Genomic DNA, 15,553 nt, shown 5'->3' on the forward strand with positions numbered 1-15,553 from the left:
CGCTCAGCCTTCGGAAACTGCTGTAGGAGGCGCAGCTTCATGGGCAACGCTCGGGCGCTCCGAAGCGGGCGGTCGATGCTCGGAGGCTGCAGGACGTTCTCCGTAATGCGAGCCGCGCGCCATCACCACTGTGGAGATCGCATGCTTGAAAATGAGCTGCTCCTGGTTATTGGTTTCGAGTACGACTGAGTATTTATCGAAGGATCGAATGCGACCGCTCAGTTTTACTCCGCTCATCAGATAAATCGTGATCGGAGACTTGTCCTTGCGAGCTGTATTGAGAAAAGTGTCCTGAATATTCTGCGCCGGCTTTGTATCCATTTTGCCGATCTCTCCTTGAACGAGAACCACATAGGAACGCGGGAACGTCCATCAATAACGCCAGTCCTTAAAATAGACCCGGAGGGCGGTCTTGGCAAATCTGGAAGCTGAGTTGGCGGCGGGTCCTGCAGAAGGCGCGATTTGGCGCGGATCCCAGCAGGTATTAACACGCGACAGGAGGGCGAGTTGCGTTCTGGGAAGCGTATGATCCGCGCATCGAACCGAGTGTTATCAGCATCTACTTCATAGGTTCCCAAGTTAGAAATAATAAAAAAGTAAAGTCCATGGAGGCAAGACAAATGAGGTTATTGGCAACGTTTGTAGTTCTCGGGGGCCTCGCTTTCGCCCAGTCGGGCAGCAACACTCAGCTGGCGATCCGTCCGGGGACACTGGACCCGAACGAGCAGCGCATCGTGAAAGAAGTTCGTCATGAGCTAGTCATGCTGCCGTATTACTCATTGTTCGATGATCTTGAGTATTCCGTGAACGGGGACGCCGTTACCTTGCTCGGCTCCGTAGTAAATCCGACGCTGAAGAAAGATGCTGAGAACGCGGTAAAACGGATTGAAGGCGTAAACACGGTCAACAATCAAATTAAGGTACTGCCGCCTTCCCCAATGGATGATCGCATTCGACAGCAGGTAGCGCGAGCGATCTCGAATCAGGGTGGCCTGTACCGCTACTTCATGGGAGCGGTGCCTTCGATCCACATCATCGTGGATGGCGGTCATGTAACCCTGAAGGGCGTAGTAGACAACGAGGCCGATGATACGCAGGCAAAGTTAGCTGCGAATCAGGTGCCGGGCGTCTTCTCAGTCAAGGACGAACTCCAAGTCGTGAATCAGAAGGCGGCCAAGAAGTAAGTGCTTTGCAAGTCCAAGGCGATAGCTGCGATGACGCTCGGCCAACGTGAGCTGTCGCCTTTCGCATCCGCTTAAGTGTGCAGGACGTACAACAGAGCGGAATGTTATATGGGAGCGACGTTACTCCCTCAATTGGCGAGTACGCCATCATCGGCGATTGCAGATCAGCAGCGCTGATATCCAAAAACGGCTCACTCGACTGGCTGTGTTGGCCCTGGTTCGACAGTCCTTCACTTTTCGGTGCAATTCTGGACTTGGGAAAGGGAGGTTTTTGGCGAGTCTCTCCCGCCGGCGAGCATAGAAGTACCCGCCGATATCTTCCGGGCACCAACGTTCTCGAAACCACCTTCCAGTCTGAAACGGGAACACTCCGCCTCCTCGACTGCATGCCGGTTTACGATCTGGCTTATGAACGCCAACACATGATTCCCGATCGGGAAGTCCTACGGATCGTCGAGTGCACGTCAGGCGAAGTGCAGTTGGAAGCTGCGTTTTGCCCTGCTCCTAAATATGGAACCGTCCGCGCTCACTGGAGGCAGCAGAAAAGTCTTGGGATTCACGTGCAGTTCATCGGCGGAGCTCTGTGGCTACGCAGCGATCTGGATTGGCAAATGAAAGGAGATCATGCCCAATGTGAGGCGCGGCTCCGCGCCGGGGACCGCAAGTACTGCTCGCTGGTCATGATGCAGCATGGACCCGCGGTGCTGTCTCCTCTCGGGGATTCCTCCGAAGCTGCGCTTTCGCAGACCGTAGCATGGTGGAGGAAGTGGTCTGCGCGATGCGAATATCAGGGACCATTTCGGGAGAACGTACTACGCAGTGCGCTGGTGCTAAAGCTTCTAAACTTCGCACCGTCAGGAGCAATCGTCGCTGCTCCCAGCACGTCGCTTCCCGAGCACATTGGTGGAAATCTGAATTGGGACTACCGCTATTGCTGGCTGCGAGACGCCTCTCTGACCGTCTCCGCACTCTTTGGACTTGGATATCACGATGAAGCGGAGTCTTTCATTGATTGGCTGCTGTATTCCACTAATCTTACGCAGCCGCGGCTGCTGGTTATGTACACGGTCTACGGCAAACCCGTAAGAAAAGAACGGGAAATGAACTGGAAGGGATATCGCAACTCCCGGCCGGTGCGCATAGGCAATGATGCCCGCGGCCAGTTGCAGCTCGATGTTTATGGCGAAGTGATCTCGGCCGCCGCGCAGTTGGACGAGTACAACAAGTCCATCGATCGCTCCAGTGGACGGGTACTGCGCGGCATCGGGAAGTATGTCTGGGAGCATTGGACCTTGCCGGATAAAGGCATCTGGGAGCCGCGGGCTGGAGATCAGCATCACACCCACTCCAAAGTCATGTGCTGGGTTGCCATGAAGAAGCTGTTAGAGCTTTATGACGCGGGGCTGCTGAAAAAGCTGGATCGCGAAACAGCTAAGCATACGCTTGAGGAAATAGAGGGAACGATCAAGCAAAAAGCCTGGAATGAGGAGCGGCAGACTTACACCGCCATTTTTGGAGGATCGGAGGTTGATGCGAGCCTTTTGCTACTGGCAAAGCATGGATTTGAGCGCGCAGATTCAGAACGAATGCGCCGGACGTATCAATGCATCCGAAAAGAAATCGGCACCGGCAGGGGACTTCTTTATCGATATCGCAATAGACTGAGTTCCGGCGAGGGCGCATTTGGCATCTGCTCCTTTTGGCTGGCAGAGTATCTGGCTTTGGGAGGGGGCTCCATTGAGGAAGCCGAATCGGAGTTCCAACGCCTTCTCGAGTATGGCAATGATCTTGGTCTCTTTTCCGAGGAGATGGATCCCAGAACGGCAGAAGCTCTAGGGAACTTTCCCCAGGGATTCACGCATGTAGGCTTGATAAACGCGGCTCTTACAATGGCTGATCGGCGCGAGAAAGAGACGAAGCGAGAGCAAGCTGCATGACGCTTCAACTCCACTGGAGCAGTTGGCTGTTTTGGGGATTTGTTGCCAGTCTCGCCTTGGTGAGCGCTGAAAGCATTGCACAGGGCTTGGGGCTCACTCGGCTTAACTTGCCCTTGATCCTGGGCTCTGCAATTTCTCCGCATCGCGATCGCGCACGAGCACTCGGTATCGTCATTCACATCGGTATAGGGTGGCTGTTCTCTCTTTTTTATGTAGTCGCGATGCAATTTCTGGGGGGTCCCACCTGGTATCGGGGTGCTCTCATCGGACTTGCTCACGCTCTATTCATTTGCCTCATCGGCTGGCAAGCATTGCCGGGAATACACCCACGCATGGCGAGTGAAACGCATGGACCAACCTCAACTCGCATGCTGGAGCCGCCAGGCTTTATGGGACTGAATTATGGCGTCAGTACGCCGACGGCGGTCTTCGCAACCCATGCAATCTTCGGCTCTATCATTGGGCACTTCTATCGCTAAGTGAGAGCACTTAATCCTAACTCAAGCCTATTGCCGGCTTGGATCGTAGAACTCTCATTCTTGCTTGTATATTTCCTATCCATGTCCCGATCTGGAACAATCTGAAATGGTACTAAGCAGGGTTAAGTAGGGTAATTTTCGGGGTTCCGGCTCTCGATTGCGTGTGAGAGGATGCTCCAGACATGACTGAATCTCGACCGAAAGTCTTAAGCATTGATGACAATCTATCGCTCAACTCGATGCGCCAAATGGTCCTCTCCGTTAGCGGGTTCGATTGCGATTTAGCCGGGACAGCCGAACAGGCGCTAGCTATGGTTCTTACCAGTTATTACGACGCCATTTTGCTCGATTATTATCTTCCCGGAACGACAGGTACGCAGGTAGCGAAGACCATCAAGACGTTGCGGCCCCAAGTCCCAATCATAGTCGTTACCGGCGAAGAGGTGTACGAGCACAGCGACGCCGTTCACAGTTACGTCATCAAAGGTGAGGGGCCGGAGGTCCTTTTAGCGCGGCTTCGCGCCGTTGTAACCTCTAAGAGCATGATCGCTCAGGCCATGCATGCCGCTGCAAGTTGAGAAAAGCAGCACTGGGCAATTAGCGAACAGCTAAAAATCCGAAGGCGCGAGTTCTTCTTCTGCCTGCCGTCCATTGCTTATTGCCGATTGCTTTTCGCGGGCGTCAGAACCAGCACATCCGTCACATTCTGCTCAATACCCTCCTTTGAATAGAGCAAAGGGAAATACTGTCCGGCTGCCCAAACGGGGAGGAGGTCAGAGTAATGCCGGCTGCCAGGCTCGCCGGATTGACCTGGAGTGTTGATTGCGAGGGAATTATCCCAGTTGCTCAAGTCAAAGATCTCTCGATAGCTGGCGCCGGAGGCCTGCCGATATCCGGCGGTTCCGGAGCCAGTCGCATTTACAGTATTGGCATCTCCCGGTCTTGCGACCGGCCCGAGATCGAAGAGTCCCTTGGCTCCCTGCAGTTGATCAAGCGGGTGCCTGAACGTCATGGTGTGCAGCGAGCCCCACGACCACAAGGCTGGATCGGGTCCTGCCTGTTGTTCTAATTCGTGTCCCGCGTCGGCAAGTGTTGAGAGCAACAGGCGTTGTTGCTGATCAGCTGGCAAAAACTTGAGAAAATCCATGGCTTGTTGCGTGTTCAAATGGACCGTTTTCGGCGCTGATGTGCCGGCGATCTTTTCCAGCAAGGCACTCCGCACGTGGTTCTCCCAAATTTCGTAAAGCCCAGCGGCAACCGCAGTGGAGCGCATCATGCGGTCCCAGTCTTTCAGGATCTCGAGAAAGCGACGCTCAGGACCGTCGCTATGCCGAGGCAACATGCGGATGAGTTGATCGGCGGGCAGCGAATAGACATCGCGCTGCAATTCTTCGACATCCTGCAGGCGTATCTTGCGTTGCCTCTCCGCAAATTCGGACAAGACCTGACGAATCCTCTCAACGCGATACGTTGCCCATTCATATCCCACCTTGTACTTGTAGTTTTCGGCGAAGGTGCGATTATTAGCAGTGGCAAACCATCCTTCCACAGGATTGAAAGTGCGAGGCAGCTGCTCCAGCGGTACGAAGCCCGACCATTCATGGCCGCCATCGACTCCCATTATGGGAAGCAGGCCGGTCCAGGTGCGAATCGGAGTTAGTCCCGCCGACTGTTCTCCTATATTTCCCTCGGTATCGGCGTAGACCATGTTTTCCGGAGGAAGCTTCCAACGCTCGAGCGCGGCGAGAAACTCGTTCCAGTTTTGTGCACGATCCAGCGAGAGTGAAGCCAGATATCCGGCAGTCCCGGGTTCGGCTCCCACCCAACGCAACGCCAGCGCACGATTGTGGGAGGCGGCTTCCCAGAGCAGGGGCCCGTGCTGAGTGAATTTGAGCGTTATCGTTTCGGGAGAGCCGTCTTTCACCTGGATGACCGACCTCTCGGTTCGCATTGCCTGCCACTTCCCATTGCGCTTGTACTCCAGCGGATTCGCCGGGTTGAGTTCCTCGATGTAAAGATCCTGTTGATCGACAGGGAAGATCGTTAGTCCCCAGGCGATGTGCTGGTTGTGTCCGATGGCAACCCCGGGTAAGGCGGGTTCGCCGGCACCAATTACGTCCCATCCTGGCGCACTCAAATGCACCATGTAACGTAGAGACGGCAAAGCGATCACGCGATGCGGATCGTTGGCTAGTATCGGTTTGCCGCTCTCAGTCAGCTTGCCGGAAATCGTCCAGTTGTTGCTTCCCACGGGAGCGTTGTGAACTGCAAATTCGATGCGCGTGTCCCCACCGACCAATCCATCAAGCAAGTTCGGCGAAAGACCGGAATAATCGACGCCCTCGGCCGCATCAAGCTTAGCGGGTGGATCGGGATCGAGGATTCGTTGGGTTTTCTCGGCCCCGATCTTCGTCAAGAGCTCAGCATTTGTCAGCTCGATACGAGCATTTCCCGTCATCGAGTAAGCTGCGATCCGCGAGAGGCAATCTTCAGGCTTCCATGGCTCGGGCCTGAAGCCGGCTAGTTGAAAACTGATTGGCAGCCCCGGACCAGTTTGGGAATTCAAGTAGCGTATGTAAGCGTTTATGCCATCAGTAAACGCCGACAATATCGACAGAGTATCCGTCGCGTAACTCTTGTATTCGCGCCGCACATCGCCGCGATATTTGAGCAGGCGGGCAAAACGATCGCGGTCAATTGCGAACTTGCCCAAGACTTCTGCCAGCCTTCCCTGTCCTGCACGCTTCCATAACTCCATTTGGAAGAGACGATCCTGCGCGGCCACGAACCCCTGGGCAAAGAACAGATCGTGCTGATTCGCCGCATAAATGTGCGCAACGCCCCAATTATCGCGCATGACCGTCACCGGGCTTTGCAAACCATCAAGCTTGAGCTCTCCCGCAATGGGAGGATTGGCTTTTTGCGCCCGCTCAACGAGGTCTGATGAGCCTTCATGCCGGCCAACTGCAGAGGCAGAGAAGAGGAGGAGAACGGCCGCGAATAGTGTGCGCGCAGATTTCATCGCGCAACGATTATAGGGGCGGTGGAGGAATTGATTTCCGAGCGGAAAACGGGAAAAGAGGTTTAAATAATACGAATCGTCGGACAGCTCTCGATATCACTGATAGAGCGACTACTGGCATGACGTTCCAAAATGTGGCGCTGAAATGCCGCGGTCCATAGGTGATGAGTGTCTGCGGAATCCAGTTCCCTCGACGAAGCGTTCACCACCAGGAATTCATCGCAAAGCGAGCACTGACGCGTGACGCCGCCAATCTGTCCGAAGAATGTAAAGTGATTTGCCACGGTCTGAGTATCTATCGAAGACCCGAGACACGCAATTTACGCTGGTAACGGCAGAGTGGGTACTTTGGAATTGCCCCGCAAAACGCGTTTTTCAAAAGCAGAACGCCTGAGGAATCCATTCCTCAGGCGTTTCCGTACTTGATCCAGAGGGTTAGCGCTGCGCGATATCGGCTTGCGGTGCCGTTGTAGTTCTCAAGGGGCTGAATGCGCCATCGCCCATCAGCTCGGGATTGAGATCATTTTCGTGGCTCGGCCCAAGTCCAAGTTTGATCAGAGCGCGGGAATCAGGAACAACTTTGCTTTGCCATCCCTGGTCAGATTGGAACTTGCGCATCGCTGCCGTGGTTCTGGCGTCCCACATACCAGTCGGCTGGCCCTCGAGATAGTGCTCGCGGATCAGGGCTTCCTGAATCTCGCGGGCTCTATCGCTGGCAATCTGCTGCTGCCCGTGCCGCTTCCACGCCGATCTATGCAGCCTGGCGAAGCGGGAGTGACTCTTGATTGAGGTTTTGGCTTTTGGTGTAACTGCAAAAGCCGACATACCCATCACTACCGTGACCAGAAATGTGACACCGATTTTTTGAAACCGCATAAGCTCCTCTTTTGAAGCCGAGCTACTCCCTCGGCCCAATTCGGGGATTTCTTAACGGGGTATCAAGCAGCTTACCCGACCACGGATACCTTTGCACAGGATTAATTCGAGGCCCAGACCCGGTAGTGCTATGTACCTTCGGGTGAAGTAGGATGCCACATTCAGCAGCGATTCTGCCCGAAGTTCCGGGATTTTTGACTGGATTGCAACTAACTCGTTGCAATCCAGCCACTTAGATCTTAGGATTTTACGGCAGAGTGCCCGCGAGGAAAATGGTGCTGGCGTTTCGACCGCGGCCCTGACGTACCAGGAAGACTACATCCTGGCCGCTCTTCAGCTGACCGGTGATGCGACGGAAATCGTCATCGCTGTTCACCGGCTGCTTGTTGACCTCTAGGATCACGTCGCCGCGGCTCAGCCCAATGTCCTCGGCGAAGGATCCGGCTTTCACATCGGCGACAATTACACCCTTATTTGCGGGAATTCCCAGTCTGTCGGCCATATCGGGGGTGATCGGCCTGACAGAAAGGCCGAGTTTGCCGGAAACCGGCTGCTCTTCATTCCCGGATTCTTCTTCATTTGACGCGGTATTGCCGTACAGCTTGGCACGATCTGCGATGGTAACTGTTGTTTCGGCCGGCTTGGCTCCGCGTTCATACCCGATCTTGATCTTGGTGCCGGGTTTTTCCGCCGAGATGCTGCTGACGAGTTCGTCACCATTCTTAACCGGCTTGCCATTCACCGAGGTGATGGTGTCGCCGATCTTCAAGCCAGCCTGATCGGCCGGACCATTCGGGGTAACGCTCGAGACTGTCACTCCAGTCTTGGCGCCATAGACGCGAGCGATCGCCGGATTCGGTTGAGCGCTGAAGGCAACACCGATGGATCCGCGCACAACTTTGTGTTCAGGACCAGTGAGCTGGTTGTAGACCTCTACGACTGTGTTTGATGGCAGAGCAAAGCCGATGCCTTGATATCCACCCGACTCGGTAAAGATCGCCGTGTTGATCCCGATCACTTCCGAGTTCATATTCACCAGCGGACCGCCGGAATTTCCGGGATTGATGGCCGCGTCGGTCTGAATGAAGTGCTGGAACTGCCGCCGATTATCAATATCGCGACCCTTCGACGACACAATGCCAGCAGTCACGGACTCTTCCAGCGCGAACGGACTCCCAATCGCCAGCACCCAGTCGCCAACATTCATCGAGTCCGAGTTGCCGAGTTTTGCTGCGGCGAGTGGGTGATCCACCTCAATCTTGATGACCGCCAAGTCAGTTTCTGGATCGGTTCCAATCACCTTCGCATCGTGCTGGACGCCCGGCGGATCGCCGTCCAGTTTCACCCGAATCCGGTCTGCCTTATCGACTACGTGCTGATTAGTAATGATGTAGCCCTTGGAATCGACAATCACTCCCGATCCCAACGAGTGCTCGGTCGTGCTGCCGCCACCGCCGAACGGACTTCCACCTTGTCCGCCAAAGAAGCGATCAAAAAAGTCCTGAAACGGATCGCCATCCTGATCGTCCGGTACCTGTTGGCCGCGACGCCGCGTGCGTGGAGTGGTTTTCGGCGTCGATTCCGTATTGATGTTTACCACGCTAGGCTCAAGTGTCTTGGCTACCTGGCTGAAGGCGTTCGACAACTGCTGCGGCGCCGGAACTTTCAGCTGGGTTGCATCCGAGCTATTGACACTTTTCGTGGCGCCCTTCACACCTTTTTGTATGACCGTACCGATAAGAATGCCGACAAATAAGGTCATCACCACGAGCACGGTGGACAAAAAGCGGTGTGACCGCATGCGATCTCTTAATGACATACGCGATTCCATGAGATTTCCTCGCCCAGAATTGGCAAACTCTCATTATATCGAGTCAGACGGGACCGGCTGGACAGCAAGGAAGGCAAATTGGTTTTCACTTCTATGAGTTAGACGCGACTTCCATGGCAATAGACGCACGACTCATAGCGACGTGAGCTGGTAGTGCTGGGACTTCAGCTGCAGCTCTGAGCTGAGAGCAAGTCTATTAGCTTGCTCTCTCCTGCTCCGCGATGCCAAATTCAGAACGCGGGCTTTCAGCTGCCAGTCCCCTGCTTCAGGGAAACGAGCAAGGTATGTTTCCCAGGAAAATTTCTCGTTCACGCGATCCGCGCAAGTAGAGGGCATCCACAATATCGACCAGAGAATTCTGAGGGAGTTTACAGGGAATCGAATTTACCAGAACACCCGCTCCTGTGGTCACACTTGCTTAGGAGGCGCCGACTCCTGAGCCGGAGAAACTACAAACGCACTGCAACTGATCGCGAGCAGAGCAAATGGCCGTCGAGTCATGGTGGTCTCCTTGTGGGAAGGCTTCCGGAAGAACGCAAAAGATAACAGACCGCCTGCGGTAGCAGGTGCGTGCAAGCCCCAGCGACCAGCGGGACGCCTGCTGGCAGCCCACCTCGGCCGATTACTGTGGGCTTGGCGAAAAGCAGGTTTACAGTCCGACTTGAGTTGGACGATTGAGGATCTACATGATCGATAGAATCCCCCGCTCATGGCAACACGCCGTCAATCATCTCCCGTACAATCGCCTCGTAGGCTTTGCTTCCGTGCTGCTTCACGTATTCAAATTCCACGCGTCGGAGTTCCTGCTCTTTCTCTTGCGCGCGAGCGAAGGCTACTCGATATTCCCGAAGTTGCTCTTGCGAAGATGGTGAGCTCTGCCGCGCCTCAACTGTGTGGGAGGCCACTGGATTTTGCCGCAGCCGCTCACGTGCGTAGATCGCGTTGGAAAACAGATGGTTGAGCGTGTACAGCATCTTTAAGGCCTCGACCGCGCGGCATCCTGGCGCCAGGTTTCCCGCAGAGCCAACGTGGTAGATGTTAGGCATCAGCCAGATATTCGGATATGAATTCCAGGTAGCTTTCGCCGATGCCAACTCGCCAGCGCGAATTGCGTGCAACTCTTCGGGTGTGACATGCGCCCAATCCGGAGCGCCGATGCGCTGCACGAAGTTGTTGAAGGAATTCGCGATGCGGTCTTCTGGAATGAACTCTCCGCCAGCGACCGCTGCGTACTCGGCGCGCGCCACTCGATCCAGAGTGGAACGCGCGATCCACTTTGGAACATCCGGAGCAAAGTGCTTCCAAAGCAAGTTTACGTATTCGCGGGCGTCCGCCTCGCTATGGATAGAACCCGCGACATTGTTGATGTGCCTCGTCTGAAGGTTGCGCTCCGCAGCTTCTTCATCCGTCTCGCGCTTTTGTTGCTCGCGCGCTGCGCGCAACTGCTCAAGCGAATCTATTACGACAGGACCCTTCGTGGATACAAATCGGAGCGCAGCAGTAGCGGAACCGAAACTGAACCACTCACCGCCTTCCCGGCGCGAATGCTTTATCTGACTGCAGAGCGGCGCGCGGCAAATGAAGTCGGAGGCCTTGCGCACTGCAGCTTCAAATGGCGTGCTGAAAGCGTCCGGCAGGATCACCCGAACGGGCTCTCCCGCCAGGGCATGCAAGCTACCGTTGAACTTTGTGGCGGTTAATTTCAGATTGATCTCATTCGCGGAGTTGAGCCTTACTTCTCCGCGTTCACCTGCAAAATCAATCACGCCAAACTCGTCCGCCTCCGCGTCCACGCTTCCGGAAGTTCGCATGATCTTGATCCGCGCGTGCGTTGTCCGGACCTTTACCGGAGCAGCCATATCCATGATTTCCACGGCCGAGAACGAGCCATCGACGCTGAGCGGCAGATCTCGCGGCGCAGCGATTCGAAGTTCCGAGCGTGATGGACGCTCCGGATCATAAGAGGGCGCAGTTAGAGTAAGCGTGTCGCCGCTGCGCGACAGCCGGATTCCATCGAGAACTTGCTGCGCGTCCGGCCGGTCAATCTCTCCTGCGGCGGCGCACAAATCGATCGAGTAAGCATCGCGCTGCCCTCCCGAAATAGCCACACTGCTAAAGGCCGGATGAAGTGTTAATCCAGATACTTCCGTTCGCGCTAACGAGAGTTGATCCTTGCGATGCAGCACGAACACATTGCCCGCTGCATCCAGATAAGCCACTGGCCCCTTTCCGCTCGGAGCTGGAATCGGATCACAGGGACTCAGTGTTGGCGATTCCTCAAACAGAAACAGGGAGCCAGGCTGGATCTGGTACTCTCGCCGCGCTCGATCTTCCGCTCCAATCGCACAGCCACAAAGCAGCAACAGCAACAAGGACAGACGAAACCTCATGGCGCAACATGCTACAACGTTTAAAGTCGAAGCGGCAGATGAAGCACCCACCGACAACACGAGACTGTTCCCGCCTCGGGACCTCCTCCGTCGACATGAAAATCTCCCAAGTCGCTCGGATTCAGATCCGCACGAGGCGGGCAGCTGTTTTTACGGAAACAAAGGTTGCGGCTCGCCATAGATGAAGTCGTCCATGGCAACGACATCTTGTTTCCGGCCGTCGTCCGGACCTAGGGCGACATTACCGGTTGTGATCCGAACTCGGGCAATGCGGGCATCCTCAAAGATAATCCCAAAAAAGGAAAGGTTGCCATCGCCAGGCGAGGCCGGCACCAAGCTGCTGTAAATCAGCCGGCCTTCAGCGTTGAAATACTCGATCTTAGTGCTGGCATGGCGGTTTCCATGCTTGTCGCCAGGACCGCTCCCATTTGGCTCGTCAACATCTGTGAAGATCGCTCCAAACCCAGTAACCTTTGCCGCCGCAGAACCATTTGATCCGGGCAGAAAAAATTGAGCTTCGGTAAGGTTGCTCCCCACGGGAACGAATAAGCGCAACGGACTGAATGCACGGAAAATAGTCGCGTAAGTCGCATTATTGAACAATGCAGCGAGTCCGCCCTGCGGTCCGCCGGAGGGAGGAGCCTGCGTCAGGCCAACCCCCGGTGTGGTGAATTGGCTTCCACGAGTGTTCAGAAAAACGTTGAATGGTGTTACCGGGGCAGTGGTAGCGTTGGAGCCGCCGCCGTCCCAGTTGATCTCACGGCGACCGCTCGCCTGCGAGGTCAAATTGCCATTGTTGATTTGGCCGAGTGCACCACGATACTCGTCCACCGCCGACTGAATCGACGCAGCTGTGGGACCGGCTGCCTGAAATACCTTCGGAGCAACGAAGTCGCGGGGTCTGTCGTCATCATCTCCATCGACCGAATTAAAAGTTGAGTTTTGAGCCCCTGCGGTCAAGCTCGCAAAGATCAGCAAAACAGAGATTGCCAGTAAACTGCTTTTCTTCATCTAGTCTTCCTTCAAATATCCAGTTGAATTGGGGGATTTGGCAGATTGGATGAGAGCTACAGCGACAAGATGTAAATACCTTGTAACGGTGGAAGAGATTGCGGGGACAGGCGGGGAAATTCTGAAGGCATTCCCGAAAAGGGATGGAAAGGCGATAACACGTTGATGCTCAAGGCTAGCAGGAAATGGGAATCGGCGACCACTCAAGGTTGCGGGATTAGTTGGCTGCGGATCGCAGTAATCGCATGTTGTGCGTTACTCGCATCCGCCTTATTGCCGCTCCCGATCCACGGTGACGAAAAGGTGGAGATCTTACGTGACGACTACGGCGTCCCGCATATCTTCGCGGCGACTGCGGCGGCGGCGGCGTTTGGAGCCGGATACGCGCAAGCTGAGGACCGTCTGGAAGAATTATTGCGCAACTACCGCCGGGCCGAAGGCACCATGGCTGAGGCTTTCGGTGAGGAGTATCTCGCGCAGGACTATTGGCAGCGGGTATGGCGGCACCGGCAAGTGGCGCAGCAGCACTACAAGGATCTGGATCCGCAGCTACGCGCTGTCTGCGAAGCGTTTCAGGCTGGGGTCAAGAAATTCATGAGTGAACATCCAGAGCAAGTGCCCGCATGGGCTCCCAAACTGGAACCTTGGCAGATCATTGCTTTGGGCCGGTACATTATCTGGGCGTGGCCGGAAGACGAGGCGCGGGCCGATCTGAAGCGAGCCGGCATCGAGCCCGATCGCACCGGACCCTACCGCGGATCGAACGAGATGATACTGGGCCCATCACGCACAGCTTTGCATGTTCCAATCGCCATCGTCGATCCTCACGTGAGCTGGTACGGAGAGCGTCGCTGGTACGAGATGCGGATCTATGGCGGAGAGCTGAACGTAGCGGGTGTGGCGATTGTGGGACTGCCATTTCCCGTTCTGGGACACAGCCGTTATCTCTCGATTGCCATGACTACAGGTGGTCCGGATACTTCGGATGCGTATGAAGAAGAGATCAAGGACGGCAAATACAAGTTCAAGGATGAATGGCGGCCTCTGGATGTGCGAACCGAACGCATCGGGATGAAGGTGGGAGACACGGTGAAGTGGCAGGAGATGCGGATCGAGTCGACGCATCATGGGCCCCTCGTCGCGCACAAAAACGGGAAAGCTTATTCCGCGGCGATTCCTTATGCCGAGGAGTACAAACTTCCGGACGAATTATGGCGGATTATGACTGCGCACAATCTGACCGAAGCGAAGACGGCGCTTGCAGAGCTCCAGCTAATGGCGCAGAACGTGATGATAGGTACTGTCGACGGCGACATCTATTACGTGCGCAACGGGCGCGTGCCCGTCAGGCCCAAGGGATGCGATCCGTCGAAGCCAATGCCGGGATCCACAGGCGAATGCGAGTGGCGCGGGATCCACTCCTTCGACGATCTTGTGCAGATTACGAATCCGCCGCAAGGGTACATGCAGAACTGCAATGCTCCGCCATTGACTATGATGAAAGACTCTCCGCTGGCGCCGGAAAAATGGAGTGAGCATCCTTATCTTTATAATGACTCGCGACGTGTGCCGCTTCAGCGTCCAGCGATGGTGTTGGATCTGCTCGATGCAACTAAGAGTGCCACGCTGGAACAGGCGACCGCGATTGCCCTCTCGCCGCAAGTATGGCACGCGGAGCTGTGGCAAGAACGCATCCGCAAGGCGGCGCCAGAGAATGCTTTCGGCAAGATGCTCACCGAGTGGGATCGTCGCAGCGACGCCGATTCGCGCGGGGCGCTAGGGTTCTATCTGTTCAAGACAGCCTTGGGCGCTGACGGTCGGGCCATGGATCCTCCGGATAGTTTGAGCGATGAGGCGGTGCGGGAGGCGCTCGCGAAAACGGAGCAGCGGCTGAAAACAGACTTTCCACCGGATGCGGTGTTCGGCACGCTGTTCCGAGTTGGGCGGAAGGGCGGCTCGCACACCTGGCCGGTAAGCGGCGGAACGCTGAACGAGGCCGCGATGGCGACGCCGCGCGCAATCCATTTCGCCAAAGCCGGCAAAGAAATGGTGGGTGTAGATGGCCAGTCGGCCACCCAAATCGTGATTTTGACGAAGCCACCACAGTCGTACATGGCGATGCCGCTGGGCGAAAGCGACCATCCCGAATCGGGACACTGGGACGATCAGGCGGAAAAGCTGTTCAGCAGGAGCAGGCTGAAATCAACGTACTTCGCGAATCGTGCGGAACTGGAGAAGCACACAACGCGAAGAGAGGAGCTTACGTTTTGAATGATCGTGCCGGGCCTCACGCAGCAGTCGATATGACCCCGGCATACCAAGCCGGGTAGGAGATTCTCGATTCTCGAGCGCTGTAGGCGCGGCACGTGCGATGCCGCACGCCCATTGAGTGCAGCCTAGGGGGACTCGGGATCTTGAATCAGTTCCCGGCACGTTGTGCCGGGCTCATGCGCAACGTGCCGCGAGAGGCGGCACGTTAAGCCAGGGCGGCAGTCGCATGCTGGCGGTTCTGCTCTACTGCACCAGCTCCGACGCACGATGGAAGAGATTCGCGAGCTGCAAGGCCACGCTCTCCGGAGCCGCGCTTTCTTCTACGCTTACTGTCATGAATCGCTGCCGAAATGCGGGAGCGGCAACGTCATCCTGCAATTCGTGATCAATCACAACCGCGCCAAAGTCAAAAAAGTCGCTCTTGGTCCAGGCTTCGTCGAGTCCGCGCGCGGAAATGAGCCGAAATCCGGCTGAATGGATCGCCTCTTTCAGGCGAGCCATGCGCGCTTCGTTCGGACAGACAAGCAGGATGGTCACGCGATGAGTGTGCGC

Annotated in this window: 12 protein-coding genes; 5 read left to right on the forward strand and 7 right to left on the reverse strand. The window is 55.8% G+C overall.

The features are described from left to right. Positions 1–3: 3 nt before the first annotated feature. Positions 4–321, reverse strand: coding sequence for an RNA chaperone Hfq (gene hfq, locus DMG62_07850; GenBank protein ID PYY23570.1), 318 nt, complete (start codon positions 319–321; stop codon positions 4–6). Between the two features lie 299 nt (positions 322–620). Here hfq and DMG62_07855 point away from each other — a divergent pair, with 299 nt between their 5' ends. The 4 genes from DMG62_07855 (at position 621) to DMG62_07870 (ending at position 4,178) form a co-directional block, all read left to right on the forward strand. Then, on the forward strand, positions 621–1,184 hold the full coding sequence (locus tag DMG62_07855) for a transport-associated protein (protein PYY23571.1): 564 nt from the start codon (positions 621–623) through the stop codon (positions 1,182–1,184). Positions 1,185–1,285: 101 nt separating this feature from the next. Then, positions 1,286–3,121: a glycoside hydrolase family 15 protein gene (locus DMG62_07860; protein PYY23572.1), complete on the forward strand. Its 1,836-nt coding sequence runs from the start codon at positions 1,286–1,288 to the stop codon at positions 3,119–3,121. Beyond that, entirely contained in the window at positions 3,118–3,600 is a 483-nt protein-coding gene (locus DMG62_07865; GenBank protein PYY23573.1) for a hypothetical protein, read from the forward strand. Before DMG62_07860 ends, DMG62_07865 begins: the two co-directional genes overlap by 4 nt. 182 nt (positions 3,601–3,782) lie before the next feature. Continuing rightward, positions 3,783–4,178: a hypothetical protein gene (locus DMG62_07870; protein ID PYY23574.1), complete on the forward strand. Its 396-nt coding sequence runs from the start codon at positions 3,783–3,785 to the stop codon at positions 4,176–4,178. Between the two features lie 77 nt (positions 4,179–4,255). Here the strand turns inward: DMG62_07870 and DMG62_07875 are convergent, their stop codons facing one another. The 5 genes from DMG62_07875 to DMG62_07895 form a co-directional block, all read right to left on the reverse strand. After that, positions 4,256–6,622 (reverse strand): penicillin acylase family protein, encoded by a 2,367-nt coding sequence (locus DMG62_07875; GenBank protein ID PYY23575.1) that lies wholly within the window; start codon positions 6,620–6,622, stop codon positions 4,256–4,258. A gap of 435 nt (positions 6,623–7,057) precedes the next feature. Next, positions 7,058–7,453 (reverse strand): peptidoglycan-binding protein, encoded by a 396-nt coding sequence (locus DMG62_07880; GenBank protein PYY23639.1) that lies wholly within the window; start codon positions 7,451–7,453, stop codon positions 7,058–7,060. 292 nt (positions 7,454–7,745) lie between these two features. Continuing rightward, positions 7,746–9,329: a peptidase S1 gene (locus tag DMG62_07885; GenBank protein ID PYY23576.1), complete on the reverse strand. Its 1,584-nt coding sequence runs from the start codon at positions 9,327–9,329 to the stop codon at positions 7,746–7,748. A 707-nt stretch (positions 9,330–10,036) separates the two neighbouring features. Continuing rightward, complete coding sequence (locus tag DMG62_07890; GenBank protein PYY23577.1) at positions 10,037–11,701, reverse strand: hypothetical protein; 1,665 nt, start codon at positions 11,699–11,701, stop codon at positions 10,037–10,039. Between the two features lie 168 nt (positions 11,702–11,869). Continuing rightward, positions 11,870–12,730: a hypothetical protein gene (locus DMG62_07895; protein ID PYY23578.1), complete on the reverse strand. Its 861-nt coding sequence runs from the start codon at positions 12,728–12,730 to the stop codon at positions 11,870–11,872. Between the two features lie 165 nt (positions 12,731–12,895). Here DMG62_07895 and DMG62_07900 point away from each other — a divergent pair, with 165 nt between their 5' ends. Beyond that, the gene (locus tag DMG62_07900; protein PYY23579.1) at positions 12,896–15,001 is read left to right on the forward strand and encodes a hypothetical protein; all 2,106 of its coding nucleotides are present in this window, start codon (positions 12,896–12,898) and stop codon (positions 14,999–15,001) included. Positions 15,002–15,244: 243 nt separating this feature from the next. On the opposite strand, the gene DMG62_07905 is transcribed toward DMG62_07900, so the two are convergent. Next, a complete protein-coding gene (locus tag DMG62_07905) occupies positions 15,245–15,538 on the reverse strand; it encodes a hypothetical protein (protein PYY23580.1) in 294 nt (97 codons plus the stop codon). Positions 15,539–15,553: the final 15 nt, after the last annotated feature.

This window comes from Acidobacteriota bacterium, assembly GCA_003225175.1.
In the GTDB taxonomy this organism is placed as follows: domain Bacteria; phylum Acidobacteriota; class Terriglobia; order Terriglobales; family Acidobacteriaceae; genus Gp1-AA112.

What these genes read in the sequence shown, in the direction of transcription:
- DMG62_07895 (PYY23578.1), bottom strand. Translation starts at nt 12,730, where the DNA reads ATGAAGAAAAGCAGTTTACTGGCAATCTCTGTTTTGCTGATCTTTGCG.
- DMG62_07855 (PYY23571.1), top strand. Translation starts at nt 621, where the DNA reads ATGAGGTTATTGGCAACGTTTGTAGTTCTCGGGGGCCTCGCTTTCGCC.
- DMG62_07885 (PYY23576.1), bottom strand. Translation starts at nt 9,329, where the DNA reads ATGGAATCGCGTATGTCATTAAGAGATCGCATGCGGTCACACCGCTTT.
- DMG62_07880 (PYY23639.1), bottom strand. Translation starts at nt 7,453, where the DNA reads ATGGGTATGTCGGCTTTTGCAGTTACACCAAAAGCCAAAACCTCAATC.
- DMG62_07870 (PYY23574.1), top strand. Translation starts at nt 3,783, where the DNA reads ATGACTGAATCTCGACCGAAAGTCTTAAGCATTGATGACAATCTATCG.
- DMG62_07865 (PYY23573.1), top strand. Translation starts at nt 3,118, where the DNA reads ATGACGCTTCAACTCCACTGGAGCAGTTGGCTGTTTTGGGGATTTGTT.
- DMG62_07875 (PYY23575.1), bottom strand. Translation starts at nt 6,622, where the DNA reads ATGAAATCTGCGCGCACACTATTCGCGGCCGTTCTCCTCCTCTTCTCT.
- DMG62_07900 (PYY23579.1), top strand. Translation starts at nt 12,896, where the DNA reads ATGCTCAAGGCTAGCAGGAAATGGGAATCGGCGACCACTCAAGGTTGC.
- hfq (PYY23570.1), bottom strand. Translation starts at nt 321, where the DNA reads ATGGATACAAAGCCGGCGCAGAATATTCAGGACACTTTTCTCAATACA.
- DMG62_07860 (PYY23572.1), top strand. Translation starts at nt 1,286, where the DNA reads ATGTTATATGGGAGCGACGTTACTCCCTCAATTGGCGAGTACGCCATC.